Source organism: Mycobacterium uberis, from assembly GCF_003408705.1.
Taxonomy (GTDB): domain Bacteria; phylum Actinomycetota; class Actinomycetes; order Mycobacteriales; family Mycobacteriaceae; genus Mycobacterium; species Mycobacterium uberis.
In genome coordinates this window covers 198129-224723 of the sequence record NZ_QAYL01000001.1, presented here as the reverse complement: position 1 = coordinate 224723, position 26595 = coordinate 198129, and the positions used below count along the sequence as shown (strand labels likewise).

The window sequence follows — 26595 nt, the reverse complement described above, 5'->3', positions numbered from 1 at the left end:
TGGACAGCGGTGATCCGATGCCGAAAGTTCTGGCAGATGTGTGAAGGCAGTAGGGGCGTGCGGCTACTAGAGTGGTAAAGTTGGTCGACTGCCTTTCGGGCGAGTGGCGGAATGGCAGACGCGCTGGCTTCAGGTGCCAGTGTCCTTCGGGACGTGGGGGTTCAAGTCCCCCTTCGCCCACACTTGTGAAGAGTTTGAGTCTTGGGTATAAGAGCTGCGGCACTATAGGGTTACGAACCTCAAAGGAGTCGTGAGCTTTGCGTTTGGCAGGTAGTTCTTGGGGAGAGATCAGCACCGGCGAGTAACAGGGCTGCTGCTGTACGATCCCCATTTTGATCGTTGCGTGGTTGTCAATAATTGAGACATACGTCAGGTTCGGTGAAGCATGTCCGGCACATAAAGTATAGCTTGGCCGACGACTGGGTTAGATTGGACAAGCCTAGTCGGGGAGTACGGTTCGAACTAGGGGCTCTCGCTGTGTCCATCGGGACAGATGGTGTTATTTTAAATCGTTGATTTGTGAGAGCTGCTCGGCCAGCACATTCAGTCGAGGGTGGTTGAGTAGATTGAAAGTTGTCGCAAAGAAGACGCCACTTTTTGGTTCTGCCATGTGCAACGTAGTTTCACGCCTAGACCTTCTAGAGTTCGCCGATCTTTAGGAGCTGCAGGTTCTCACGGACGAACGACCATTGGTACAGCAATCCAAAGTGCGGAACGCCACTACGATTTCTGCGAAAACCCGGCGGTGACCTGACTACGTCAACACCTGTGCATGATCGTCGATAACGTGTTCTCCACCGCGCTTGATGTGATCATGAGATCTGTTGCCGCAGAAAGCATCGAGCAGCACCACAAGAAGAGCCTCCCGAGGCTGCGACCAAAGGCCAAAGAGCCTACAGAACCGACTATAACTGTGAGCGCCCTGTTGGTCGCGCGTTCTTGGTGCGGTTTCTTAATGAGGCGTCTTTAACAATCAGTAGACACCCTCGGTGAGTTCAGTTATAGCTAGCTGCTCGACGCCGTCAGCATGGCCGGACAAGACTGCACGGCCACCTGCAGCGATGCCGAAACCGAATAGCGACGTTTCCATCGCTTCTGAAGCCCGCACATGTAGCCACTGAACCCCGATTTCGATCTATCGTCACAGCGGATGACCAACGCTGAATTTCACGCCCGCCTACATAGACGCAATAAAATGGTATAATATCCGTAGCACTATTAGCAGCTTAACGCCTAATAATGCTGATCAATGAGTTGCTGTATTGATCGGTGCGCACAGCAGTCCCAGCCAACTACGAAGGTGACGTTGTCGATAAAACTGTCAGCAACAACCGCAAAACTGGACGGAACACTGCGCAGAGGCTCCGAACGCTATCAGAGCGCTTCTTCCATAGCATAGTTCTAAGTACGTGACGAACGCAGCTAAATCAACGATCTTGAGCACACCGGAGACATCAAATCAAGTGGCTACGATATCGGCCACCATCTTTGTATCCCGTATGGCCCGCTGTGACAGCTTATACGCCGTGAACTAACACCTAATTAAATGGATGTGCACACATCGACCAGTGGCAGCGGACTGGTAACAGCCCTGACCTATGCTTACCGCACCAGCATTCACGCCCAACGCGGCGGACGCATCCGCCGATTCTTAGCGACTGTCGATATGGGCTAAAATCCCCAAGAGCGGCTTCGCAAGTTACTTCTCGGCACCGACTATGCGCGAGTGGTGCGTTACCCCCGAGTACTGAACAGTAGCGTTCTCGAGCATCAACACACCCGGCACCCCAGAGGGACCCCTATCAATACCGCTACAATATATTAGCATTTTTTATTCTGCTACCATCAAAAATAATTCAGCATAGCTGACGCTACTCTCGGTATCAATGTGGGCTGGACCATCGGGGCTAGTTTGCATCCGTGTTTTCCATCGGACAAAATTCTGTGAAATTTGGGCACTCAATTCTTCAGAGTTGTTGAATCTCAATGTGTCGTACCAACGAACAGTCATCTTCTTGCGCCACTGGTTGTGATCATTCCGAATAGAATTCTGAATTAGGAATACGGAGGTGATCATCACGCCGCAGAGGCGCCTGTCAACGGCAACTGAATTCTGGTAATTTGTCGACGAGTGAATTTGGACCAGCCAGGTTCATTACGAAGCCTTTGGTTTCGGGATCGTCCGGGTTTGCAGATCACCGCCTTGGCTGCCATCGTTCCACGGAACGCCTGATAAGCCGCGATCAATTTGGGCACCCGCTCCTGCCACTGTCCGACTAGATTTTCACCATCCCAGATGAAAACTAGCGGCACCGCATCCAATAACGCAAGATATTGCCACCTACACGGCATACAGATTTTCAGTACTGCGCGTCAGAATCAACGCCGCTGATGCCCATCGGGAATACCCGCACACCATCGTTATCACCTGCAGCGCAGTAGCTATGCGTACCCGGCTGTAGTCGACGGGAACCTGTACGTTAGGAAACTACAGGTAACGTAGGGTTATTTCCCCGACCTGATAAATTGTATGCGACACTGGATCTGGTGGCAGGTACAGCCGCTGTAGCTCGCGCACTTACTTGCTGAGCGTGTGGATCGAGTACTTCCGCTGATTCGCTCTGCGATCACCGTCGCCGGCCTACTCGAATAGGTCACGAGCAACTCCCGGATCCGCGCTGTGGTCAATACTCAGTTGCTGCCGACATTGCGCCTGGGTCGAAGTACAGGGTGACATCGAGAATTATGAGGCGATGATGCAAAACCTATTGCCAACGGATGTCCAACAGTTCCGAGACAGTGGCATTCGCAGAGACATAAACTGGCCGAAACCTTGAGTATATGATGTTTTTATGAAGGCAGTCTTACTGCCATATTATCAGGGATATTTTACAACAAATATTGCCTTGGAGATAACAGTTACTGTGGTGCCTACTTTCACCGGTGAACCCACCACCGGCCATCGGAGACAACTGGCAATATACTTGATGTTAATCGCATTCTGACTGGCTTTAGCCGTAACTGTATCAAGGTGCGTGAAGTCTCTCTGTATCGGGGGATTACTTTCCGATGAGTAGCGCACCCCTATGTATTGAGCTCAATAGCGTTAATTACAGCACGGCGAGTTTTAGCATGCCGTTCGGGTCAGCTGCTAAATCGCAGGCCTGACTGAAATGATCATCGTCAGTTCGTAGACGATCTTTGGCACTTACATTAAAGATGAACTGCCCCTCTACGCCACTAGGTCAGCTGAAATTAACCAGCCACCTCGAATCAGGTTCTTTCAATCCTGACTATGGTGCAGTGTCGAGATTAACACCCGCACGGCTGTCTCGGCTCGCTGCGGGTCACCGGCTACCACCGCTTCGACCAATTCGGTGTGCTCATGTTCGTACAATCCGCAGGTTTCGACGGAGCGGGCCTGCATAGATCGCTGTACCATTGGTAACAATAAGTCGTAGAATTGTAGATACACGTTATTATGACTGGCTGCTATAATCGCACGGTGTAGCGCCGCGTCAGCCGAAATCATCTCAGCGCATGCACATTCCGTATCGGAGCTGCTGCTCCTCAACTCGTTTCGTCGGGCGAGCACGGTTCGCAACTCACCGATATCGGCAGCGTCACGTCGCTGCGCTGCCAGTGCAGTGGCGGTAATCTCTACCGCTTCGCGTAATTCCAAGAGGTCACGTTCACGAGCAGCAGCGAAATATCCAGCAAGCGCGTTACCGTGCTCGTCATCGGTGATGACGTACGTGCCTGATCCTTGCCGTCGCTCGAGCATTCCAGCTTGTACTAGAGCCTGCACGGCCTCGCGCACCGTGTTGCGTGCAGTCCCGGTCATCTCACACAGCGTTGGTTCGGCCGGAATGCGGTCACCAACTACCCATCGTCCGGATATGATCTCGTCGCGCAGCTGGTCGCTAACCTGCGCAATAAGCGTCTGACGGCGGATAGTCTGCATGCACCCATCCTAAGCCGAATTTGACTAATACATCCATTCATACAATGATTTGACGAGCAATATTGCAAGAGGAGTTCATAATGATGACTGCCACAACGACTGCGGCGGTCCACGACTCAAACACACAACAGTCACTTTTTACCGGACGAGTCATGATCCTCCTGGCAGTCGTGCTGTCCTCGCTTCCTCTGCGCTCTGCGATCACCTCGCTAACACCTCTACTTTCACGAGTGTCAGACAACATGGGTTTCGGCAACACCATCATCGGCATCTTTGGGATGCTGCCGACTGCCGTGTTCGCATTAGCCGGGTTCATTTCCCCCGCGCTTGGTCGCCGATTCACGATCGAACAGATGGCTTTAGTCGCTGCCGCAACGACGGCAGCTGGCATCGTCGGCCGCTCAATGATGTCCGGCGTGACCGGACTGTTGGCGCTAACAACGCTGGCGCTCATCGGCATGGGAATTGGCAACATTGTGATCCCTCCACTGGTCAAGAGGTATTTCGGTGATCGTGTCGCGCTAATGAGCACCGTTTACCTCACCTGCATTCAGCTCGGCACCCTTATACCCGCCGCCGCCGCGGTGCCGCTCGCCGACACACACGGCTGGCGCGTGTCGCTTGCCGTGTGGGCGCTAATTCCATTGGCCGCACTGGGGCCATGGACCGCGATCATCATCACTCGTCGTGGTGATGACATCGGTCATCACGTTGTTGAACCACCGAAAACAATTGGGCCGGTGTGGCGCTCGCCAATCGCGTGGAGCCTGACCATCATGCTCGGCATGACATCGTTGATTACGTACACGTTGTTCACCTGGATACCAGAGATCCTGACATCGGCAGGTGGCAGTGAATCGCTCGGTGGTGCCATGGTTGCGGTCTTCTCAGGTGTCGGGTTTGTCGCAGCGCTCGTTGCGCCCGCATTGTGCGTTAGGTTAGCGAACCCTTTTCCGATTGTCATCGTTTGTGCGTGTTGCTATCTCTTTGGTTTCGCCGGATTACTGTGGGCTCCACTGACAGCAACTATCATCTGGGTGCTCTTCCTCGGGCTTGGTCCGACCACCTTCCCCGCGGTGCTGACCCTGATCAATCTCCGTTGCCACACTGGGGCCGGCTCGGCTGCGCTATCCGGCTTCACCCAGGGTGTCGGATATCTGATTGCCTGTGTTGGACCACTGCTGTTCGGCGTCCTGCACGATGTCACTAAAGAGTGGGTGTTGCCGTTTGGGTTTCTACTGGTCACTATCGCAGCACTGCTGGTAGGAGGGTACTATGCATGCAAGCCGCGTTACCTCGAAGACAGCTGGGTAGCACAGAGGTCCTGCGCAACGTCAAGCCGAAAGCAGACCTACCTCAAAAATGACCACTGTACGGCGAAATACGTTGAAACTAAACAGAATCAAACCCCATGGAGATTCACTGGCAAGGATACGTCGGAGCGAGATTTGTAGATGACATGCGCCGAGATGCTTCAATCTGGTCTAATGTAACCTACATGCCAGATTGTCTAATGGGCACATGCGGTTTTTCAGTCATAGATACCAATGTTCTTGGTGTAAAGTCAAATTCGCGAATCAAACAGACTAGATCCAAACGAGTGGTCGTGACTAACGCGACCGTCTAAAGCTTAGTCCCACTAAATCAGAATCTACATCTTTGTGGCGGATTTGCCATTTTCGTTTCACGGAGATGAGGATTACGCCATGTTGGATGAGAAACTACACCGGCGGTCGTTACCGTGCCATGTTGGTGAATCGTGACAAGTGTAGTTGATGGGCAACAGTGACCGTCTTGGTTGGGCCGTTGCGGTGCTTGGCGAGAATCAAGTCCGCCTCGCCGACACGTGGATCGTCACGGTCGAAGGCATCCGGCCTGTGTAGCAAGATCACGACGTCGGCATCCTGCTCTAAGCTTCCCGACTCTCGTAGATCGGACAACATCGGCTTCTTGTCGGTGCGCTGCTCGGGACCACGGTTCAGCTGGCTGATCGCCACCACAGGGATCTCGAGTTCTTTGGCCAACAATTTGAAATGGCGGGAGAACTCCGAGACTTCTACCTGTCGCGACTCGAATCGTTTGCCTGATGTCATCAGCTGCAGGTAGTCGACCACGAGCAGCTGAAGGTTCGTCTTTTGCCGCAGCCGGCGCGCTTTGGCGCGGATCTCCATCATGGTCAGGTTTGGTGAGTCGTCGATATACAGTGGCGCCTCACTTATTTCGCTCATCCGTCGCGCCAGCCGTGTCCAATCATCGTCGGTCATCCGGCCCGAACGCATGTCAGTAAGCTTAATTTTCGCCTCCGCCGAAAGCAGCCGCATCACGATTTCGGACTTACTCATCTCCAGCGAGAAGATGACGCTGGCCAGGCGATGTTTGATTGAACAAGACCGCATGAAGTCCAGCCCCAGGGTCGAGTTGTGAGTCGGTACCATCCCAGGACCAGCCAGATACAAATGAGCGGCATTTTCTACCTGGACACATCGTACCGGAACACTGTGCACCTGCCGCACCGATTCGATGCGCAACACCGGGGTCATTAGTGTGGTGGCGGCCGATCGTCCGGTGCGGTGCTGAGTTGACCCGGCCGCGGCGATAGTGTCCAGTCCGCAACGCAACTGAGCCGACGTCCGGATGCCATAATTCGTCGGCCATTGATGCTTGGCGTCGGCGACAATGACGGTGCCGTTGGAAAACTTGATCTCATAGCACGGCCGGCCCAACATGACCTCGGTCGCGGCCACCACCCGCGTCGGTGTTCCGTCAGCGGCCAGCAACTCGTCTCCGACGTCGACATCACCCATCGTCGTCCAACCGGTCGATGTGGGCAGCGGTGTGTCCAACGCGAGAGCCTTGCCTACACCTGGACGCGCCGCCACGATGATCATCTGTCCCGGATGCAAACCGTTGGTTATTTCGTCGAGTTCAGTGAAGCCGGTCGGCGCGCCACGTGATATGCCCCCGTTGGAGGCGATGGCGTCGATCTCGTCCATCGTCGGCTGTAGCAGATCCTCGAGGGAGACATAGTCCTCAGAAAGCCGGCGCTCGGCGACGTCGTAGATTTCTGCCTGCGCGCGGTCGACCACCTCCGCCACATCGGCGCCCTCAGCGCCGGCGTAGCCGTACTGCACCACCCGCGTGCCGGCCTCCACCAGTCGACGCAGTAGCGCCTTTTCGGCGACGATGCCCGCGTAGTAACCTGCATTGGCGGCTGTCGGCACCGTCGAGATCAGGGTGTGTAGATATGGCGCGCCACCTATCCGGCGTAACAATCCGCGGCGATCTAATTCGGCGGCCACCGTCACCGCGTCGGCGGGTTCCCCGCTTCCGTAAAGATCCAGGATCGTGTCGTAGATATTCTGGTGTACGGGACGATAAAAGTCGCCAGGTTGCAGTCGCTCGAGGACGTCGGCAATGGCGTCCTTGCTTAGCAGCATCCCACCTAGCACCGACTGTTCCGCGGCAAGATCCTGCGGTGGCTGGCGGCCAAAATCTTCACTAGGCGGAACAGGATCCATGTTGATCTGCGCCAGATCATCGACGACCGCCATCGACTCTCACCTCCCCTGACACGAGCACCCTGACACAAGCATTCGAACGGGCATTCGATAGCCAATATTTCAGAGCGTAAGTCAAGGTCCCGACACCCGCGCCCCAACGCACCCACAACGTCGCGCCGGCACGACGGTAGACGTTGCTGGCGAGTACTCCAAGCGGCTGTCGTTCATGAAGCTGTGCATTGTGTGTGCATACCCGTCGACACTGTGTGAAACGGGATGTGAAAAACCTGTGGATCAATCCGGATCGTTAGTACATAGCTGCAGATAAACGTCCCACAACACGACAGATATTGTGTGGATAAGAATCTCTTCGGCGTGTCGGATCAAGTTACTTCACCGGGCGTGTTGGATTTCAGCCAGATTTTGGAAGCGTTACGTATTGGTAACGATGGATGTTCTCACAGTTGCCGGAAATAGTTCGCCAGGAGCAACCAAACCAGTACTTTCAAAGAACTTTCAACGTACGAACAAAATCCGGTGGTTGCTGATCAGTAGCCGCCACCGGAGGTCAGCAAACGCTGCGTTCTTAGCTCGCTGCGACGACGTTGAGTGACACCACGACATCAATTTCAGGGTGCAAGTGCACCGATACCGGGTGTGTGCCGATGGCCTTAATATGGGTTTTAGGCAGCCGCACGATCCGTTTGTCGAGGTTTGGCCCGCCCGCCTTTTTGATGGCGGCGACAACATCACTGGCGGTCACGGAGCCGAACAGCTTGCCGGAACCAGCCGCCGTCTTCACTGACAGTGATACCGAGCCCAGCGTCTCGATCGCTGCCTTGATTTCGTTGGCGTGCTCACGGTCGCGCACCGTTTTCATGTCGCGGGCCCGACGGATCTCGTCAACCTGCTTCTGGGCACCCCGCGAGGCGACGATCGCCAGACCGCGCGGGAGCAAGAAATTTCGCCCGTACCCGTCCTTGACCTCGACTGTGTCGCCAACGGAACCAAGGTGGTCGACGTCAGTCGTCAGAATCAGCTTCATCGTTTTTGTACTTTCCGTTGGGCTTATCCGGTTATCGCGCCGAAGAGGTAAAGGGCAACAGAGCTACCTCGCGGGCGTTCTTCACTGCTATCGCGATGTCGCGCTGGTGTTGCACGCAGTTGCCGGTGACCCGACGGGCCCGGATCTTGCCCCGCTCACTGATGTACGTGCGCAGTAGCGCGGTATCTTTGTAGTCGATCTGATAGTCTTTCTTCGCGCAGAAGATGCATTTACGCGCTTTAACCGGCTTTTCAGGAGCGGGACGCCGCTTGCTGGACTTGGCCATGTGTGTATTTCTTTCTGTTTTCTTGTTAGAAGGGGGGTTCTTCGTCACCGCTGCCGAAGGAGCCCGATGCTGGGGCACTGCCCCACGGGTCGTCGCCAACTTCGCCGCTCACTTGCGCCGACGCCTGACGGGGTCCACTGCCGAAGCCGCCGCCACTGCGGCTGGCCTTGTTGACCTTGGCCGTGGCGTATCGAAGCGACGGGCCGATCTCGTCGACCTCAACCTCGACGACAGTGCGCTTTTCACCCTCACGGGTCTCGAAGGAACGCTGCTTAAGTCGGCCGGTGACAATCACTCGTGCCCCCCGAGTGAGGCTTTCAGCCACGTTCTCCGCGGCCTCCCGCCAAATATTGCACCGGAGAAACAGCGCTTCACCGTCTTTCCACTCGCCGCTCTGACGGTCATAAATCCGTGGCGTCGACGCCACGGTGAAATTCGCCACGGCAGCACCGGACGGAGTGAACCGCAGCTCGGGGTCAGCAGTCAGGTTTCCGACAACGGTGATGGTTGTGTCACCAGCCACAATTTCCTCCCTAATTTCGCCCTACTCCTCGCCTTGGCGCGGGCGTTGGTCATGAGCGTGTTTTCGGAGAGCTTAAGCAAGAGCGTCGACCGCGGACGGTCGTCTGCACTAATGCTGTGATGCCCGACGCGCCCCTGAAAGCGGAGGGAGCCCACCTAGCTCTGCCGGTCACCGTCGTCAGTGCTAGTGCTTATCGGTGCGCATCACCTTGGTGCGCAACACAGACTCATTGAGGGTAAGCTGGCGGTCGAGCTCGGACACCATCGCCGGCGTGGCCTTTAGGTCGATGACAACGTAAATGCCTTCGGCATGCTTAGCGATTTCGTATGCCAGCCGGCGCCGGCCCCAGATGTCTACTTTGTCGATGGCTCCACCATCTTTGCGGACGACGTTTAGAAATGCTTCCAAGGATGGGCCAACGATACGTTCGCTGAGCGTGGGGGCAAGAATCACCATAATTTCGTATGGACGCATGGAAACTCACCTACCTCCTCTGGTCTATGCGGCCACGGCTGACCCGTGGCAGGAGGGTTGCCTCGCTCGGCAACGCCCTCAGGCTACTGAATATTGATTCTACCAGAAAAATTTTGGGTTATCAGCCAACCGGTCGGTTTCGGCTGCGCCGGTATTCGTCGACCTTGGCCTTCGCCAATGTACCCGAGCCGAACGGAGGGCTGCAGGTCGTAATTTGATGAGCAGTTGAACGGCCTGTGCGGGTGGTCGATCGACAAGGAACTCAACCAGCCGCAAGGCCATGTCGACACCGCTAGAGACCCCGCGGTGGTGATGATCCGCTGCGGGAGGTGTTTGACGACACGCTCCAGCACGTAGTGCGTAACCCAATTTATTGAGCAGGTCCGTGGCACTCCAGTACGTCGTCGCGGTGAGTTCCTCACAGCAGGCCAGCGGCGGCAAACAATAGTATACTGGTGCATGCCGAGGTTAGGTGAACTTGGCATGAAGATGCACCGATTGCAGCCAAGCGCAGAGAGCGTCGTTGTGGGTTCTCTGACGGGTTCTGCCACCGCCAGGGAACACTACCACATTGGGTGCGCTGACTTTGTCGAAAGGCGCGTCGCAAGTAAGGCCGAGCATCCCGTTTTCGGTGCGCACCTCTCTTTCCCGGTGTCTGACAAACACTATGTCAGTTGACGGAATGCGTTGCAGCACTTCGTAAGGCCCGATGGAGTCGAGCGCCGTGACCCGTTCGAACAGCGGAATCGCTACCCGCATTATGGCTGTCCGGGATCAGCAGCTGTTTCAGCGTCGGCTAGCTCGGTTTTAGTTGCTGGTGGTGTTGTCGGTGTGACCGCCTGCGGCATCCTGGCTGGATGTAGCCAGTCTGGCAACCAGCCTAGCGGGGCGTCTGGGGCGCGATCGAAGGGACCGCCCGCCGGATCGTCCACCCATCCACCCCTCCGCGCCAGATCCTCGTTAGGCCGATAAATCTGACGGATCACCAGTGCACATAGCGCCACAACCGCGATGTCGCGCAGCAGCACTGTTGCGGTGAACCACTGCTCCGGGAGTGAACGGCTCGGATTGCCATACAAGTAATACATTCGCGGCACCCAAACTAGGGCATCGATCGTCATCCATGTCAGCAGCACACGGCGGTGCAGCAGGGCCAGCACTGCCAGCGGCACCAACCACAGTGAGAACTGAGGGCTCCAGACCTTGTTGGTCAACAAGAATGCCGCCAACGTCAAAAACGCTAACTGCGCTACTCGTGGCCGCTGTGTAGCAGTCAGCGCGATGTAAGCTATTGCTGCACAAAGCAATATGAATAACACTGCTACTACGATGTTTAGCACCAGGGGTGGCTCCCAGAAGCCTAGCTTGGGATCAAAACCGCGCCAGCCAGTGAACGATTTCACGATGAAATACACTGAATCTATGTCGTCGCCGCGACGGGCGTTGAGCCGGAAAAACTCCGACCAACCCCGCGGGAAGAGCAGTAGCACAGGAAAATTTACCAATAACCAGGTCACTATTGCGGTCACTGCGGTGCGGGCCACACTCTCGAGACGCCCAGTGCGAATGCTCAATACAAACAACGGGACCAAAAACAGTAGCGGATAGAACTTGGCTGCAACGCCTAACCCGATCAGCACACCAGCAAGTACCGGTCTGCGCCGTGCCCACGCAAGTAATCCAGCAGTCGCAAATGCGGTTGCCAACGCGTCGAAGTTGGTGAATATTTGAAAAATTACTAGCGGAGACGCAGCGACTAAGGCCCCATCCCATATCCTGCGGCCCGCTAGCCCTGCGGTGGCCCAGATGGTCGCTAGCCAGGCCAGCGCCAGCCCGAATGCAGCGACATCGAAAAATGCCACTACCTCGGCAATCACCGGAAGGGCGACGAGCTTGCTTAGCGCCGTGTAAGTCTTGGCCACCGCCATCGATACATACTGATAGATACCGGTGAGTACCGGATATTCCATGTATCGCACCGTGGGCTTACCGTCGTAGCGAATCTGCGGTGTGCCGCTGCTGTCGGTTTCGATCCAGCTCGATTTGTACGGAAACTTGCCCTGGTTCAACAATTCTGCGCCGTAAAGTGGCACGATATCCGAGTAGCACAGCTCGTAATATGCGCGTTGGTTATCCCAGTTGGCAACCCGCTGGTCGGCCGGTCCCGTTCCGGTAGTTTGCAAGCAGGCCGCCTTTGTTGACCAGCCGAGCGCCAGAAACACCAGCCCGATGAGAAACATCACCCGGAGTGGCGTCATTAGCCAGCTACGGCCGATCAGCGCATGGCGACCTACCGGTCCACCGATTACGTTTGCTAGAGCGGCCCCCAAATAGTCGGTGCGGCTGGGGCAATCGCGGTTGTCGACGTTCCGGAGATCAGTGGCCAACAGTCCCGGCGAGATAGTGGCGCTGTGTGTCGCAGTGTTGATCACGGCGGCGTCGTTGAAGTTGTTGTGCCGGGTGATGTCGGCGGCGGTGTAATAGTGATCGTGGTAGGCGGACCGATCGGGAAAGTAATGCCTGGCATCACCTCGACAGTGGGCTGGATGACAGTCTTCGAAGGTGGCGGCGGTGTCGCTGACGGCAGTGGAGGCGGGGGCGGTACACCCGCGTAGCCACCTATCTCGGTCGGCTTGGGGAAGCTTTCGTTGGCAGTGCCTTTTAGGGCGCCATCCATCGTCGACTTCCAGATATCCGCCGGCAAGCCAGAACCGTAAACCGCTGCGCCTGAAGCGGTTATTAACGGGACATTGTCTTCTACGGTGCCTACCCACACCGCCGTCGACAACGACGGTGTATAGCCGACCATCCAGGCGTCCTTGTTGGCTGTGGTATGGCCTAACTGCACTGTGCCGGTTTTGGCTGCCGAAGGCCGCCCGCCGGCCAAGTTATGGCCATGTGAATAACCGGCGATCGGCTGCATCGCCGCGGTGACGTTATCGGCGACAGCTTTAGTGATACGTTGGTCGCCGTTGTCGTCCGCCGTGCTGGCGTCGAAAAGGACACGGCCCTCAGCATTAACGACTTTTTGCACAAAGTGCGGTCGGTGGTAGACACCAGACGCAGCCAATGTAGCGTATGCTGAGGCCATATCGATCACGCGGGTTTCATACTGGCCCAGCACGATTCCGTTGTTAGGCGGTCCACCGTTGCCATCTTCAGATAATGTGTGCGATACACCAGGGAAACTGTTCGCGACACCGGCTTGGTGGGCTGCGTCCGCGACGGTCTGTGGTCCATTCTTGAGTTTGAGCATCAATCGATAGTAAGAAGTGTTCAACGAGAGCTTGAGCGCCTCAGCGATATTGCAGGTCCCACAACTCTCGCCTTCGTCGTTGGTGATCTTGATGCCATTGATGGTAAGCGGGGAGCTGTCGACCTGGTAGCCTAGACCGATGCCTTGCTCGAGCGCAGCGACGAGCGCGAACACCTTGAACGACGAGCCAGTTTGTAATCCAGCCTGAGCAAAATCAAAGCCGTTGGCATCAGCGCCGCCGTAATAGGCGCGTATCGCGCCATTATGTGGGTCGATCGAAACGATAGCGGACCGCATGTCGGGATCCTGATTGTCAAGGTATTTTGACACCGCTTTCTCGGCCGCTCGTTGAGCCTGCGGATCAATAGTAGTGATGACTTGCACCCCCTGGGTGTTCAAAGTCTGTTCGTCGATGTCGAACAGTTCGAGCAGCTCGTTGGTCACCTGACGTTCGATGAGCCCATTGGGTCCGGTGGTCTGATTCTGCGCACGGGCCTGATCTGGCGGCACAGTTACGGGAAACCGTTGTGCTGAGCGGTCACTCGTCGACAGAGCCTTGATGTCCACCATGCCGTTCAGCACCCAGTTCCAGCGGGCCGTAGCACCCTTGAGGTCGATAGCTGGGTCTAGGGTGGACGGCCGCCGAATTAGTGCCGCCAGCAGTGCCCCTTCGGAGACGGTGAGCTGCTCCACAGGCTTGTCGAAATAGGCTTTGGCGGCGGCCGAAATTCCATAGGCGCCTCTGCCGAAATAAATGATGTTCACATAGGCCTGCAACACATCGTCTTTGGACCACTCACCCGACATTTTGGTGGCGATGACCAGTTCCTTAGCTTTACGCATCAAACCACTAAATCCGTGTTGTGCAGAACCGACTAACGCGTTCTTCACATACTGCTGGGTGATCGTTGACCCACCCTGCAGATCACCGCTGCCGAAGAGGTTGTTTTGCACCGCTCGCGCGAAGGCTCTGAAATCGAACCCCGGATTCGAATAGAAGTTACGGTCCTCTGCAGCAATTACCGCCTGGCGTACATGCACTGGCACTTGGCTCAAGTTTACATCGATCCGATTACCTTCGGGCGGAACAATTCTGGCGATCTCCGAGCCATCACTGGCTAGGATCGTCGAGATCTGGTTGGTACGGATGTCACCCGGCCTGGGAATGTCAACCATGAAGTAGGCCAAGATAAAGGTGACGATCGGCAACGACATCGCCACTACGGCGAGATACAGCAAGCGCCGCACCCAACGCCAGTTCACCTGCTGGAGCCAGGTCCAGTTCGGCTCCGATTTGAGTGCTCCCCCACCAAGTCCAACAGGGTCGCCGGGTGGCTTGGGTGGAGGTGGCGGACCGCCCAGCGGGCGGCGTCCGTAAGCCGGTCTGCCACCGCTTGCGGTTGTTGCTGACCGACTGTTTGGCGCCGCTGTGACTTCGTCAATAAGGTCGCGCCGCGGGGACCAGGGTGTCTGAGGTACCGAGCGGAAAGGCGTAGCAGACGGCGGACCGTCCAAGGCGGCTTTGACGGCCTCAAGGGCGTCCATCTGCCCTGCTGTTCGCTCGTTGGTGACGGACGGGATTATTGTTGTCATCCGGTCATCGGGCGGAACTTGACGACGCTGGCCTGGCCGATCAGGACTTACACGCTCCCCCGCCCGCCTAGTCACTGGCTCGCTTGTGTCTCTAGGCGACCGATCGTGGCGTCTTTTGTTATTCAATGGCCGTGCGGGCGTTGTTGCGCGTCGTCCGGGTAGCCCGACTCCCCCGGGGAGGTAGTGCTGGTCGTGTCGCACCGAGCACATACGACTTGACCAGGTGATTCCAACTGCAGGTGCGACATACTTCCACCACATGGACCGCGAACTCCGCGTAACGTGTAGCCAGCACGACCAACTCCTCGGCGGTCCGCGCCGATCCCGAAACCGCACCCAAGTTGTCGCCAAACACCCATGACACGAGTGTGAGTTGTTCCTTCCTACAAATTGGGCACATCGCTTGGCCCGGTTTTCCGTGAAACTTTGCCGCACGCAGTAGATAGGGGTTTGCGTCACACACTTCAGACAAATCGGTACGTCCCGAGTACACCTCGGCCAGCAGTGAACGCCGCCGAAGTGAGTAATCCACCACCTGACGTTGCAGTCGCACGGTAACCAGAGTACGTGCCCAACCGCACCACCGAAACGCAAGCCTGACACCGTTGCCCACCCGTTTCCGTTTCTGAGCTGCGGGTAATTTGCCACCACCTTGGCCGCTGAGCTTCTACCCTTAGTCCGTGACTAGATCGCTCAGAAGCCTCCCGGGTGGCGGCAGTAGCAGGAAAACCAGCGATCGCCAAGAAACCTGCCAGATCCTCAATAACGCTCTATAAGGATGGTAAGCTCTCAACGGAAGAGCACCGGGAACGTGACGGTGCCGTTATCAACGCCGTTACTTCCGGCTATCGTAACCTTTTAGTGTGGCTGATCTGCAGACCAACAGCACCTTGGTCCATTTGGCTTACCCCGTACACCACCCACATTACTTTCGAAGTTGCCGAAATTGCGCGGGTAGGACATCTTGGCGACTGCCTTCGTGGTGTAGGTGTTGCTGGGCGTCGGCATCAGCTGAGGCCTGTATGGCCATAACGACTGGCCGTTGGATTATACCACCGATCCCGGTGCCAAGCGCGACAGGGTCTTATCCAGAAGAGCTGACCCCACCGAGGCAACTGTAATCGCTTGGCGGACTCACCGGCCTGATGGAGCAGACTCGCGAAAGACGCGGCGACACCATGGGCTTCCGGTTGGTGACCTACCCTGATTACAGTGTGCTTGCTTACTCCGACTTGGCTGACAACCGCCGGATGCCGAGTTACACCTAATCTGTGGTAAATGAGGCTATCCGACCAGCGCCATCAAAAGCAGTGACGGCGGTGCCGTACCGGTTCACTTAAAGCTTTTGACTCGAAGACGATCGTGGGTATTTTGCGAAGTGCTCCGGAGACCCTCGGCATCAAGCCGGTCCGACGTCAAAACCAGGTGCCTGGTCGTCGAGCTGGCCACAGACCTGACCAAACCCGTGGTGCTGGCGCTATGGCTGTATGTTTCTAACGATTACGACGACTCTCTCATCTTAACCGGTGACGGCACCGTCAAGACAGGCGAATTATCTGCTTTATGGCAGCTTATACATCGGGTGATGTTGTCATAAATATATCGAAGCGATACTATAGTGCGAGGCGTTGGAGCGTCGTAACTAGACAAGCCAAGGGGGTGATTCGATGCTGGAGCTCGCCATCCTCGGTCTCCTTATCGAATCGCCGATGCACGGTTACGAGTTACGGAAACAGCTGACCGGATTGCTCGGTGCATTTCGCGCGTTTTCGTATGGTTCGCTTTATCCTGCTCTGCGTCGAATGCAGGCCGACGGGCTGATCGCCGAGAATGCCGCACCGACCGGGACTCCGGTGCGGCGCGCCCGGCGCGTCTACCAACTGACGGATGCGGGCCGTCGACGCTTCGGTGAGTTGGTGGCCGACACTGGCCCGCACAATTACACCGACGACGGCTTTGGGGTGCACCTGGCGTTCTTCAATCGCACTCCGGCAGAAGCGCGGATGCGCATCCTGGAAGGCCGTCGGCGCCAAGTCGAAGAACGCCGAGAGGGCCTACGCGAGGCGGTGGCGCGAGCCAGCAGCTCGTTTGACCGTTACACCCGCCAACTGCATCAACTTGGGCTCGAATCCAGCGAACGCGAAGTCAAGTGGCTCAATGAACTCATTGCTGCCGAACGGGCACTGCCCGGCTGCGCCGAGCAGATGTAAACCGCTGGACGACCCAACCCCAATTGAGCAATACCCAAGATTATCCCGAAACATTCGAGACATGAGGTTATGAGTTATGAGGTTAGGAGAATGCCCTATGAGTGAACACAAGCCAGCAGGGGCGCCAGGGGCGTCGACTGAGGTAAGAGTCGCCATTGTCGGCGTGGGCAACTGCGCGTCCTCGCTGGTTCAAGGCATTGAGTACTATCAGAACGCCGACGAGACATCGACGGTGCCCGGCCTCATGCATGTCCGGCTCGGTCCCTATCACGTCCGCGACGTTAAGTTCGTGGCGGCCTTTGATGTAGACGCCAAGAAGGTCGGCTTCGATCTGTCGGACGCGATTTTCGCTTCGGAGAACAACACTATCAAGATCGCCGACGTGGCGCCAAGTAATGTAGTGGTGCAACGTGGCCTGACATTGGACGGTATCGGTAAGTATTACGCCGATACCATCGAGCTGTCAGACGCCCAGCCTGTTGACGTAGTCCAAGCATTAAAAGACGCCGAAGTCGACGTGCTGGTATCCTATCTGCCGGTGGGTTCCGAAGAGGCCGACAAATTCTATGCCCAGTGCGCCATCGACGCTCGTGTGGCGTTCGTGAACGCGCTACCGGTATTCATCGCCTCTGACCCGGTGTGGGCCAAAAAATTCGCTGACGCCCAGGTGCCGATCGTTGGTGATGACATCAAGAGCCAGGTCGGCGCGACCATTACCCACCGGGTGATGGCCAAGCTATTCGAGGATCGCGGTGTACAGTTGGACCGTACCATGCAGCTCAATGTGGGTGGCAACATGGACTTCTTGAACATGCTCGAGCGCGAGCGGTTGGAGTCCAAGAAGATTTCCAAGACTCAGGCCGTGACGTCGAACGTGCATCGAGAATTCAATGCTAAAGATGTTCACATCGGTCCGTCCGATCACGTCGGCTGGCTTGATGACCGCAAGTGGGCTTACGTGCGGCTAGAAGGTCGTGGTTTTGGTGATGTGTCGGTGAATCTCGAATACAAGCTCGAGGTGTGGGATTCACCGAACTCAGCGGGTGTCATCATTGACGCAATTCGGACAGCCAAGATCGCCAAAGACCGTGGGATTGGCGGGCCGGTTATCCCCGCGTCCGCCTATCTGATGAAGAGCCCGCCGAAGCAGTTGCCCGATGAGATCGCGCGTGCCCAGCTTGAAGAATTCATCATCGACGCCCGGTACCGGTAAGTAGTTTCGCGTTTATCGAGTGGAGGACTTTTCAGTGGTCGCACACAGTTCGTAGTTTCAGGTATCCTAGCCAAGATGTCTGAGAACGGACTAGCGGAATTGTCTGAGTTTTCGTTGTTGTCCGAGAACGCCGAGCAGGCCGGCGTGACGGGTCCGCTGCTCCCCGTACAACGGGTCAATGCAGACACGGCCGCTGGTAGAATCAGCGCGTTGCGCTGGGGTGGTATATCTCCGCGTATCGTTTTTTTGCACGGCGGCGGACAGAATGCGCACACCTGGGATACCGTGATCGTCGGAGTTGGTGAGCCGGCGCTGGCGATTGACCTTCCCGGGCACGGCCATTCCGCTTGGCGTGCGGACGGTGATTATTCACCGTGTAGCAACGCCACCACCTTGGCGCCGGTGTTGCACGAACTTGCATCAGGTAGCGAGCTGGTTGTCGGCATGTCGCTGGGCGGGTTGACCGCGATACGGCTAGCCACAGTGGCGCCTGATCTGGTGAGTGAGCTCGTCCTCGTCGACGTCACCCCTTCGGTGTTGCAGCGACATGCCGAGTTGGCAGCCGACCAGCGCGGAACGGTAACGTTGATGCATGGTGAGCGCGAGTTTCCTAGCTTTCAGGCCATGCTGGACCTTGCGATTGCCGCAGCGCCGCACCGCGAGGTGAAGGCGTTGCGCCGTGGTGTGTTCCATAACTCCCGCCGGCTAGACAATGGCAACTGGGCATGGCGCTATGACGTTATCCGCACGTTTCCGGATTTCGCCGTTCTGTGGGATGATGTCGAGGCATTGTCCGTACCCGTCACGCTGGTGCGCGGCGGTGCATCAGGCTTCGTCAGTGACCAAGACGCGGCTGAACTCGGCCGGCGTGTCAAACAATTCCGAGGTGTGCACATGGTGGAAAACTCGGGGCATTCAGTGCAAAGCGACCAACCTGGCGCGCTGATCGAGATCGTTTGCGGAATTCTGGCCGCATAACTGTATAGCTCTTTGCCACGCCTATTCACATCGGTGTGTAGCTGCAGCTTCAGCACGCTCTGCAATACCGCAATATCCGCGGCGCCGTTCACTGTTGCGAGGACATCGGCGTCGATGTCGTCTTTGCTTAGGATCGCTTCTTCCCGCTTGACGGGGATCCCAACGGCCCGTAATTCGAATGCCGGACCATCCTCCCAGCCTGGGCTGAGCAGACGTTGCGCACCGCGATTGACGCACTGGTGACGTGCAGCTCCTACCGCAATTTGAAAGTGCTAATCTACATTGCCCGTACAGTAGACCACATCTTTGACGGTAGGCTCATTTTGGAAATCGGGTCAGGCTGGAAAGCCTAAGGACTACCTTGAATACGGCTACCAGTTCGGCACTGTCAGCAACCGCTTCTACGACCTAGCCGCCGCGCTGCCTCGGATCAAAACGCGGTTGAATACGGTTGACTCCAGCGTCGATCTGCTACATCCCGGTGTTGATCGGTGGTGCCGGTCTGTGCAAGATCCTGTGCATGGTCGCCGAACACGCTGATATACGTCACAGCCCGACCACCGCCAAAATCTACTCGGCGGTTAAGGCGATATAGACGACCCGTGTACTATTGTGGGACGGTACCCAGCTACTATTGAGCTTTCCAACGGGGTGCAAAGCATCAGCGGTGTGTGTCGCACTCAAAACACCGATTGTGCTGATCACCTATTTTAAGAGCCTGACCGCCGTTGGCGCGACATTATTGACGATCGATTCTACAATAGTCTAGATTGCGATTATTATCGCTGCCGAAACGTTGTATCGTTGGCGCTATGGTCGGTGGGATCTAAGCCACTTCATCCGCTAAACGGCGTATAAAACCGGTGCCACTCATGTTGAGAGGATTGTCAACGTTGATGGCTGTCGCGGGAGCTGCAAGAGGCCCGAAGAAGCTATGCCAAAACGTACGGATTAAAAAGGATTAAAAGAAGATGACGAAGACAAGAAAGGCACAATTCACCGGCGTGACTCGGAAGTAGTGCAGGCCGCGTGTGTCGGTCGCTACCACCGGATGGCCCAGACGATGCTGACCGAATTGATGTGGCACCGAGTATTTGTCTTACCCGACAAATCCCAGAACGGGATTATCGATCCGCTTCGGGTTCGATGCGGCCTACCGTCTGTTGTCGATCGCGCTATAAAACAGGCCAAGCTGCTGTCTGCTCGATAAGGTGGCAATGATGTGTTTCTGCGATGAGGTGCGCACCACAAACCACCAAAAGCTGCTTTGAGTGACTGCCGCCATGCTAACGGTGTGCAGTCCTGGCGTTAACTGCACCGACTCCGCCCGCATACGCCGATAGAAACCGGTACGTGCCGACCCGGTATAGACAAGCTCGAAAGAATCTCACCAGAGGCGCAGTCATTGGCCAAGATCAGCAGGACACGATAGCCTACCGATACGCCGCTAAGTTTGGTGCGCATCGACGCACTGGAACTCGGCACGCTAGGTCTGCTGATTTTCGGACACTCTGTCCGATGCCCCGCCGAACATCTGCACTACTCCCACTGGCCTTCAGCGGCTTCGACAATCAACTGTTGTGCGTCATCGTCGGCGAGATAGGCTTGTACGTCCGCTTCGTCGGTAACGACTTCCCCAGGCTGCTAGCACAGGTGGCATTCTGGCGTTTCGACGTCAGTTCGGCGTCGATCGAAGTCACTCCGGCGCGGCGGCGCACCGTGACCTTTACCAGCGGCTACAACTTCGGCTACTACTCACTTGTGGTTCCCCGCGACTCAGCGATCACAAAATATAGTAGGTTGACCACCGGACAACGTATCGGCGTTGTCTAAAGCACCGTAGATTCGTTGCGGTAACCGTGAGTTACCACCACAAGCAGGTGGGTGTGACCGCGTCGAAATCCGCGTTGGCTCAATTGCACTACTCCTTCTATGACCAGGATGTCTACCAGAAAGCCATTCTCACCCTGCTCACCAGTTGCCTAACACGTTGATCCTGATCGGAAGTGACAGTGTCATCGAGCTGCCCCTCGACAGGACGCTGGCAGTCGTTGGAATTTCGCATTCACGATGCTGGCTGCGCTGGCGGGTGCAGGTCTACACCGATGTCTTTAGTGGTCTTCTCGAAGTTGTGACTATCTTCAATCATCGGGCTGGGCGTTGGACCGGTGGTGGGGACTGACGAGTAATAACCTCTACCCGCTCGGCATTACGCATTGGGGCTCATGGCTGCTGCCTACATCGGCGAAATTTTGCGCTCGGAGACCAAAAAGTCTATCGCAGGCAGCTCGAAGTTTACTGTGCGTTCGAGTTCAGCTACTCGTTTGCAATGCGACTGGTTTTAGTACTGTAGGGAATACGGCTGGTGCTGCCGGCACTGGTCAATCAATTCATCGCACTGCTAAAGGTCATTGCGCTAAATGTATTTTTTGGGTTTGATTGCCCAACAGCGAGAGCTGTTTCAGATGGGCCGAAACCTCGACGCACAGAACGGCGACTTATCGCCACTGGTGGTCGACAACGCCTTCTATCTAATATTAAACGCCTTCTATCTAATATTAACTGTGCCGTTAACTCATTTAGTACACTACATCTACGCATGACTTTGCCGCGGCCGTGCCGCAGTTGCGCCACAAGATACCCCAAACATGCTCGTGTCGTATGCTATCACTGCCCTACCGCACACAGCGGTAAGTATTCTTGATAACCAAAGATATTAACCAAGCTCTTGGTAGGACAGCTATGCTCTGCGATGTCGATACCGATGCCACCGCGGGCAGCATAGCAGCAGTCATCGGATCTTCTGGGTCAGGCAAGTACACGCTGCTTAGCATGTTAAACTGATTGCACGATCCCGATAGCGGCGACATTCTGTTCGCTGGACGATCGATGCTGCGCGACGACCCGAACGAGCTATGCATGCGTATTAGCATGCTGTTCCAGCATTTCAATTTTTACTGCATCTCACTGTGCTCAACAACGTTGCTTTCGCGCTGGGCAAATTACGACAGCTAACCACGGACGCAGCATAGGCGCTGGCGTGAGCGAAGTTGGATCGAGTTGATCTGAAGCACAAGGTCGATGTTCGACTCAACCCGCTGCCGGGAGGCCAACAACGATTCGTTATAGTCCATACTCTGGCTATGCCTCCGCAGGTGATGTTTTGCGACGAAGTAACTTTGACGCTGGATCCCGAAATGGTCAAGGGAATTCTGGAATTTATCAGTTACATTGGTAATAGCAGAATTCTAGGTACTGTAGACTAAACTTCTATAGTGGTTTCTTTCCCAAGTATTTTGACGGGCTGGATTCGATGTGTGGCGACCTGCTGCGCCCGGCTCCGCCGCCCTTGTAATCGCCACTAAAACTGGCGTGTGCGAAGTTCCGTCAACGCTCAACATATCGCGTTAGACTGCCGATTTATGGCGGATAGCGAATCCACCGCGCTCGAGGTGACGGAATTGGCGGACGGGCTGCACCGTGCACTGTCCAAACTGTTTTCGATCCTCCGCCGCGGAGAACTCAACGGGGCGGCGACCGGTGACTTGACGCTGGCGCAACTGTCTATCCTAGTTACGCTGCTCGATCAAAGCCCCATTCGGATGACTGATCTGGCCGCCCACGAACGGGTGCGGACTCCCACCGCCACCGTGGCGATCCGCCGGTTAGAAAAGATCGGACTGGTAAAGCGCTCACGTGATCCATCTGATCTGCGGGCTGTACTTGTCGATATCACTCCGCGCGGACGTGCGGTTCATGGTGAGTCTCTGGCCAACCGGCGTGCTACCCTGACCGCTATGATCAGTCAGCTTTCCGCCACTGATATGGACACTCTGAAGAAAGCGCTGGCGCCGCTGCAGCATCTGGCTTCCGGCGAACCGGTATCTAGCTCTGCCGGCGACTTGCCCGTGTATAAGCAGGAATGACAATAGCGCATTCTCGGTGATTGGCCGTATACGTGAACTCGAGTGCATGCCAACTGCACTCATCGCTGGCGCTGGTAGTGGTATTGGTATCATCGATGTGCTGATCAACAACGCGGAGTTGCCTATTCCCAGCTACGTCGCGCAATCATGCGTCGACGCTTGGCGTGTTATTTTAACGTCAATGTCTTTGACGAAGTAGCACTTAGACTGGCGCTATTGCCAGCGCGGCGACGTGCTCGCGATTGAGTGATGTTTCGTCAACTCTGGGGAAGATCGTAACGTTTTGGCGGACATGGCCTCTCACTCAACCAACAAGTTTGCACTGTGCGCATTTGCCAGCCCGCTACGCACTGACGAGGTGGAACTGCAGGTGACTATAATCTATCTGAGCCACATCGACACCACTATACAGTCCATATAGTGGCATATGAGAGTAGGTACATACTTCTTCGCCAATTACTTTGTGGCCCACTGCTATAGTGGCTGTTGACGTAATGGCAACTCCTCCCGACGTTAACTTCTAGTATATTTGTGTTTCGGCTCGGATGCCGTTTTTAGACAACTAGGTTAACCAACCGGCCCGCGACTACGATCACTTTACGCGGTATGGCACCGGCCAAAAAATTTTGGACCTTATCGTCAGCTAACGCGGCAGCTTTAAGGGTGTCGTCATCCGCGTCTGCAGCAACCACTACCCGACTCCGAATCTTGCCGTTCACCTGCACCGGATATTCGACGGTGTCGTCAACAAGGTACGCGAGATCAACCTCAGGGAACGGGCCGTGCGCCAACGAAGTGGTGTAGCCCAACCGCAGCCATAGCTCTTCTGCCAGATGTGGGGCCAGCGGCGCCAACATCAACACAAGAGGCTCAACAGCAGCCCGGGGCACCGAGTCACGGTGTTTTTTGGTTAGATGGTTCGTGTACTCAATCAGCTTCGCCGTTGCGGTGTTATTGCGCAGTGCCGCATAGTCTTCGGATACTCCGGCGATGGTGCGATGTAACACCCGTAGCGTTTCGTTATCCAGCTTCTCTGCTGTGTCGGCCACCCGGGTTTTTCCGGTATATTCATCGACCACTAGTCGCCACACCCTCTGCAGGAAACGGTATGCGCCAACGATGTCCTTAGTGGCCCAAGGTCGCGAAGCTTCTAACGGACCCATCGACATCTCATACACCCGCAGTGTGTCCGCGCTATATTTATCGCAGATCTCGTCAGGTGATAATGAATTCTTCAGGCTCTTGCCAATTTTTCCGAACTCTTGAAAGACCTCAATTTCGCCGTCGGGTCCCGAATAAACGAACCCGCTGTCGCGTTCGAAAACCTGGTTCGCTGGTACATATGAGCCGCGAGCATCGGTGTAGGCGAAAGCCTGAATATAGCCTTGGTTGACCAGCTTGCGGTAGGGTTCTCGAGAACTGACGTGATCCAGATCATAGAGAACTTTGTGCCAAAACCTTGCATACAACAGATGTAGCACCGCGTGTTCGGCGCCTCCTACGTACAAGTCAACGCCACCGGGATCGTCAGGACCGTGTTCAGCGGGCCGTGGACCCATCCAATAAACCTCGTTTTCCTTGGCGCAGAGCCGTTCTGAGTTGTGTGGATCGGTGTAACGCAGTTCGTACCACGAGCTGCCAGCCCACTGCGGCATGACATTGGTGTCGCGGCTGTAGGGCTTCAAACCGTCCCCCAGGTCCAGTTCGACGTGCACCCATTCGGTCGCCTTGGCTAGGGGAGGTGATGGTTCGCTGTAAACGTCATCTGAATCGAATAGTACCGGCGAATAATCCGGCACGTCGGGCAGTTCAATTGGCAATGCGGCCTCGTTGAGCGCATGTGGTCTTCCGTCGTTGTCATATACGATCGGGAACGGCTCACCCCAGTATCGCTGCCGAGCGAAAAGCCAGTCACGCAGCTTGAATTCGATGCGAGATTGGCCGCGACCTTCAGACTCTAAGCGGGAGGCGATGGTTTCTTTGGCCGTTGCTACATCCATACCGTCGAGATAGCCTGAATTCACCAGCACCCCATCGCCCACATAGGCGGCCTCTGAAATGTCGCCTCCCGAAATGACTTCGACGATTGGCAGTTGAAACTCACGAGCGAAGTCCCAGTCACGCTGGTCATGGCCAGGCACCGCCATGATAGCACCGGTGCCGTACCCTACCAGCACATAGTCGGCAACGAAGATCGGCACTAGTTTTCCGTTGGCTGGGTTAGTGGCGTAGTTGCCTAAAAAGACGCCGGTTTTCTTCTTGCTCTCCTGACGCTCGAGATCCGACTTGGCAGCGATGGCGTGGCGATAAGCAGCAACAGCTTCACCTGGTGTAGCGGCGCCACCATATGTCCACCGAGGGTCTGTCCCGTCCGGCCAGGTGGTAGCAACCAGGTCGTCGACCAGATCGTGCTCGGGAGCCAGCACTATGTAAGTGGCGCCAAACATGGTGTCGGGCCGGGTGGTGAACACCTCGATATCGACTGCTTCGCTGCAGTTTAGGGTCGCCGAGAACAGTGCACTAACGCCTGTAGAACGGCCGATCCAGTTACGCTGCATGGTTTTAACCTGCTCAGGCCAGTCCAGCAGGTCAAGGTCATCGAGCAGCCGCTCTGCGTAGGTGGTGATGCGCATCATCCATTGTCGCAACCGCTTCCGGAATACCGGGAAGTTGCCACGGTCACTGCGGCCTTCGGAAGTGACCTCTTCGTTGGCTAATACCGTGCCCAGCCCCGGACACCAATTGACCATCGAGTCTTCCCGGTAGACTAGTCGGCAGTTGTCGATCACGTCGGCCCGCTCTCCCGCCGACAATTCGGCCCAGTCCCGACCGTCTGCAAGGTGGCGCGTGCCCGAATCGAATTCAGCGATCAGCTCGGCGATCGGTCGTGCTTTGTTAGCTGCAACGTCGAACCAGGCGTTGTAGATCTGTAGGAAGACCCACTGAGTCCACTTGTAGAACTCGACATCAGAGGTCGAGAAGGTGCGTCGGCTATCGTGGCCCAGACCTAGCCGGCCCAGCTGGCGCTGGAAGTTGGCTATATTAGCCTGGGTTCGGATGCGTGGGTGGGTTCCGGTTTGCACCGCGTACTGCTCGGCGGGCAGCCCGAAAGCGTCAAACCCCAAAGCGTGCAATACGTTATAGCCAGTCATTCGGAAGTATCGGGCGTAGACATCGGTAGCGATGTAGCCTAGCGGATGTCCGACATGTAGTCCGTCACCCGACGGATAGGGAAACATGTCTTGCACAAACAACTTGTTGGCAGGGACTGCGGAGCCGTCCGCTGGAGCCAGTGAGCCGACCGGGTTGGGCACATTGAAGGTCCCGAGCCGCGTCCAAGTGTCCTGCCAGAAGCCTTCGATACGGTCCGCCAGCTCTGCAGTGTAGCGGTATCGTGGCGCATCGGAGTTCATCTGAGCAACAGTAGAGTTCCGCCCAGAGACAGCGGTTGGAGATTCGGTCACGTAAACTAGAATATTAAGGGCTTCCTCAACGGATTTGGGTGACCACAGGTTGGTATCGGTTCCATTGCACACTTATCAGGGCTTCATCCCAGCTAGATTTCGAGCCTGTTCATGGTTTCTGACCGCTAGTTATTGTTAGCCACGAACGACGACGGGTGCCGGT

Annotated in this window: 18 protein-coding genes, 1 tRNA gene and 4 pseudogenes; 11 read left to right on the top strand and 12 right to left on the bottom strand. The window is 56.1% G+C overall.

All coding sequences use genetic code 11. The annotated features are described in order from the left end of the window. Positions 1-97: 97 nt before the first annotated feature. A tRNA-Leu gene (locus MUBE_RS00975) sits at positions 98-180 on the top strand. 793 nt (positions 181-973) lie between these two features. Here the strand turns inward: MUBE_RS00975 and MUBE_RS18785 are convergent. Together MUBE_RS18785 and MUBE_RS00955 are read right to left on the bottom strand one after the other, a co-directional pair. Further along, positions 974-1108 carry a hypothetical protein gene (locus tag MUBE_RS18785; RefSeq protein WP_279386647.1) on the bottom strand — a complete coding sequence of 45 codons (135 nt, stop codon included), beginning with the start codon at positions 1106-1108 and terminating at the stop codon, positions 974-976. 2175 nt (positions 1109-3283) lie between these two features. After that, a complete protein-coding gene (locus MUBE_RS00955; protein WP_243632712.1) occupies positions 3284-3964 on the bottom strand; it encodes a FadR/GntR family transcriptional regulator in 681 nt (226 codons plus the stop codon). Positions 3965-4047: 83 nt separating this feature from the next. Between MUBE_RS00955 and MUBE_RS00950 the strand changes: the two are divergent. Beyond that, positions 4048-5304 (top strand): annotated as a pseudogene (locus MUBE_RS00950) (MFS transporter); the annotation flags it as partial. 396 nt (positions 5305-5700) lie between these two features. On the opposite strand, the gene dnaB reads toward MUBE_RS00950, so the two are convergent. The 9 genes and pseudogenes from dnaB to MUBE_RS00905 form a co-directional block, all read right to left on the bottom strand. Then, entirely contained in the window at positions 5701-7515 is a 1815-nt protein-coding gene (dnaB, locus tag MUBE_RS00945) for a replicative DNA helicase (RefSeq protein WP_116539117.1), read from the bottom strand. A gap of 535 nt (positions 7516-8050) precedes the next feature. Continuing rightward, complete coding sequence (gene rplI / locus MUBE_RS00940) at positions 8051-8509, bottom strand: 50S ribosomal protein L9 (RefSeq protein WP_116539116.1); 459 nt, start codon at positions 8507-8509, stop codon at positions 8051-8053. A gap of 31 nt (positions 8510-8540) precedes the next feature. Next, positions 8541-8795, bottom strand: a complete 255-nt coding sequence (gene rpsR / locus MUBE_RS00935; protein ID WP_116539115.1) for a 30S ribosomal protein S18 — start codon at positions 8793-8795, stop codon at positions 8541-8543. 25 nt (positions 8796-8820) lie between these two features. Continuing rightward, positions 8821-9318: a single-stranded DNA-binding protein gene (locus MUBE_RS00930; RefSeq protein WP_116539114.1), complete on the bottom strand. Its 498-nt coding sequence runs from the start codon at positions 9316-9318 to the stop codon at positions 8821-8823. Positions 9319-9501: 183 nt separating this feature from the next. After that, on the bottom strand, positions 9502-9792 hold the full coding sequence (rpsF, locus tag MUBE_RS00925) for a 30S ribosomal protein S6 (protein ID WP_116539113.1): 291 nt from the start codon (positions 9790-9792) through the stop codon (positions 9502-9504). A 121-nt stretch (positions 9793-9913) separates the two neighbouring features. Further along, a pseudogene (locus MUBE_RS00920) lies at positions 9914-10551 on the bottom strand (DJ-1/PfpI family protein). Then, positions 10551-12224, bottom strand: coding sequence for a glycosyltransferase family 87 protein (locus tag MUBE_RS00915; protein ID WP_116539112.1), 1674 nt, complete (start codon positions 12222-12224; stop codon positions 10551-10553). The pseudogene MUBE_RS00920 and the gene MUBE_RS00915 overlap by 1 nt, the downstream one beginning before the upstream one ends. Beyond that, on the bottom strand, positions 12221-14767 hold the full coding sequence (locus MUBE_RS00910; protein WP_424399003.1) for a transglycosylase domain-containing protein: 2547 nt from the start codon (positions 14765-14767) through the stop codon (positions 12221-12223). Before MUBE_RS00910 ends, MUBE_RS00915 begins: the two co-directional genes overlap by 4 nt. Further along, entirely contained in the window at positions 14760-15194 is a 435-nt protein-coding gene (locus MUBE_RS00905; RefSeq protein WP_165849638.1) for a DUF5318 family protein, read from the bottom strand. Before MUBE_RS00905 ends, MUBE_RS00910 begins: the two co-directional genes overlap by 8 nt. A 592-nt stretch (positions 15195-15786) precedes the next feature. Here MUBE_RS00905 and MUBE_RS18780 point away from each other — a divergent pair. The 9 genes and pseudogenes from MUBE_RS18780 to MUBE_RS18775 all read left to right on the top strand — a co-directional run bounded on the left by MUBE_RS18780 (position 15787) and on the right by MUBE_RS18775 (position 23389). After that, positions 15787-15909 (top strand): hypothetical protein, encoded by a 123-nt coding sequence (locus tag MUBE_RS18780; RefSeq protein ID WP_279386646.1) that lies wholly within the window; start codon positions 15787-15789, stop codon positions 15907-15909. Between the two features lie 399 nt (positions 15910-16308). Continuing rightward, positions 16309-16851, top strand: a complete 543-nt coding sequence (locus MUBE_RS00895; RefSeq protein WP_116539110.1) for a PadR family transcriptional regulator — start codon at positions 16309-16311, stop codon at positions 16849-16851. Between the two features lie 97 nt (positions 16852-16948). Further along, a complete protein-coding gene (locus MUBE_RS00890; protein WP_116539109.1) occupies positions 16949-18064 on the top strand; it encodes an inositol-3-phosphate synthase in 1116 nt (371 codons plus the stop codon). Positions 18065-18139: 75 nt separating this feature from the next. Then, positions 18140-19042, top strand: a complete 903-nt coding sequence (locus tag MUBE_RS00885) for an alpha/beta fold hydrolase (protein ID WP_116539108.1) — start codon at positions 18140-18142, stop codon at positions 19040-19042. A gap of 41 nt (positions 19043-19083) precedes the next feature. Continuing rightward, positions 19084-19696, top strand: a pseudogene (locus MUBE_RS16555) (LLM class F420-dependent oxidoreductase); the annotation flags it as partial. An 854-nt stretch (positions 19697-20550) separates the two neighbouring features. Beyond that, positions 20551-21642, top strand: a pseudogene (locus MUBE_RS19635) (transporter substrate-binding domain-containing protein); the annotation flags it as partial. 450 nt (positions 21643-22092) lie between these two features. Then, positions 22093-22308: an ATP-binding cassette domain-containing protein gene (locus tag MUBE_RS15000; RefSeq protein ID WP_133297011.1), complete on the top strand. Its 216-nt coding sequence runs from the start codon at positions 22093-22095 to the stop codon at positions 22306-22308. A 156-nt stretch (positions 22309-22464) separates the two neighbouring features. Further along, entirely contained in the window at positions 22465-22968 is a 504-nt protein-coding gene (locus MUBE_RS00865) for a MarR family winged helix-turn-helix transcriptional regulator (RefSeq protein WP_116539106.1), read from the top strand. A gap of 292 nt (positions 22969-23260) precedes the next feature. Then, positions 23261-23389 (top strand): hypothetical protein, encoded by a 129-nt coding sequence (locus MUBE_RS18775; RefSeq protein ID WP_279386645.1) that lies wholly within the window; start codon positions 23261-23263, stop codon positions 23387-23389. 133 nt (positions 23390-23522) lie between these two features. Here the strand turns inward: MUBE_RS18775 and leuS are convergent, their stop codons facing one another. Next, a complete protein-coding gene (leuS, locus tag MUBE_RS00860) occupies positions 23523-26432 on the bottom strand; it encodes a leucine--tRNA ligase (RefSeq protein WP_424399002.1) in 2910 nt (969 codons plus the stop codon). Positions 26433-26595: the final 163 nt, after the last annotated feature.

Excerpts from the sequence above, each read along its gene's own strand:
- MUBE_RS00885 (WP_116539108.1), top strand. The coding sequence starts at position 18,140 with ATGTCTGAGAACGGACTAGCGGAATTGTCTGAGTTTTCGTTGTTGTCC.
- MUBE_RS18775 (WP_279386645.1), top strand. The coding sequence starts at position 23,261 with ATGGCCTCTCACTCAACCAACAAGTTTGCACTGTGCGCATTTGCCAGC.
- rplI (WP_116539116.1), bottom strand. The coding sequence starts at position 8,509 with ATGAAGCTGATTCTGACGACTGACGTCGACCACCTTGGTTCCGTTGGC.
- rpsF (WP_116539113.1), bottom strand. The coding sequence starts at position 9,792 with ATGCGTCCATACGAAATTATGGTGATTCTTGCCCCCACGCTCAGCGAA.
- MUBE_RS00895 (WP_116539110.1), top strand. The coding sequence starts at position 16,309 with ATGCTGGAGCTCGCCATCCTCGGTCTCCTTATCGAATCGCCGATGCAC.
- MUBE_RS00955 (WP_243632712.1), bottom strand. The coding sequence starts at position 3,964 with ATGCAGACTATCCGCCGTCAGACGCTTATTGCGCAGGTTAGCGACCAG.
- dnaB (WP_116539117.1), bottom strand. The coding sequence starts at position 7,515 with ATGGCGGTCGTCGATGATCTGGCGCAGATCAACATGGATCCTGTTCCG.
- MUBE_RS18780 (WP_279386646.1), top strand. The coding sequence starts at position 15,787 with ATGGAGCAGACTCGCGAAAGACGCGGCGACACCATGGGCTTCCGGTTG.
- MUBE_RS00890 (WP_116539109.1), top strand. The coding sequence starts at position 16,949 with ATGAGTGAACACAAGCCAGCAGGGGCGCCAGGGGCGTCGACTGAGGTA.
- MUBE_RS00865 (WP_116539106.1), top strand. The coding sequence starts at position 22,465 with ATGGCGGATAGCGAATCCACCGCGCTCGAGGTGACGGAATTGGCGGAC.
- rpsR (WP_116539115.1), bottom strand. The coding sequence starts at position 8,795 with ATGGCCAAGTCCAGCAAGCGGCGTCCCGCTCCTGAAAAGCCGGTTAAA.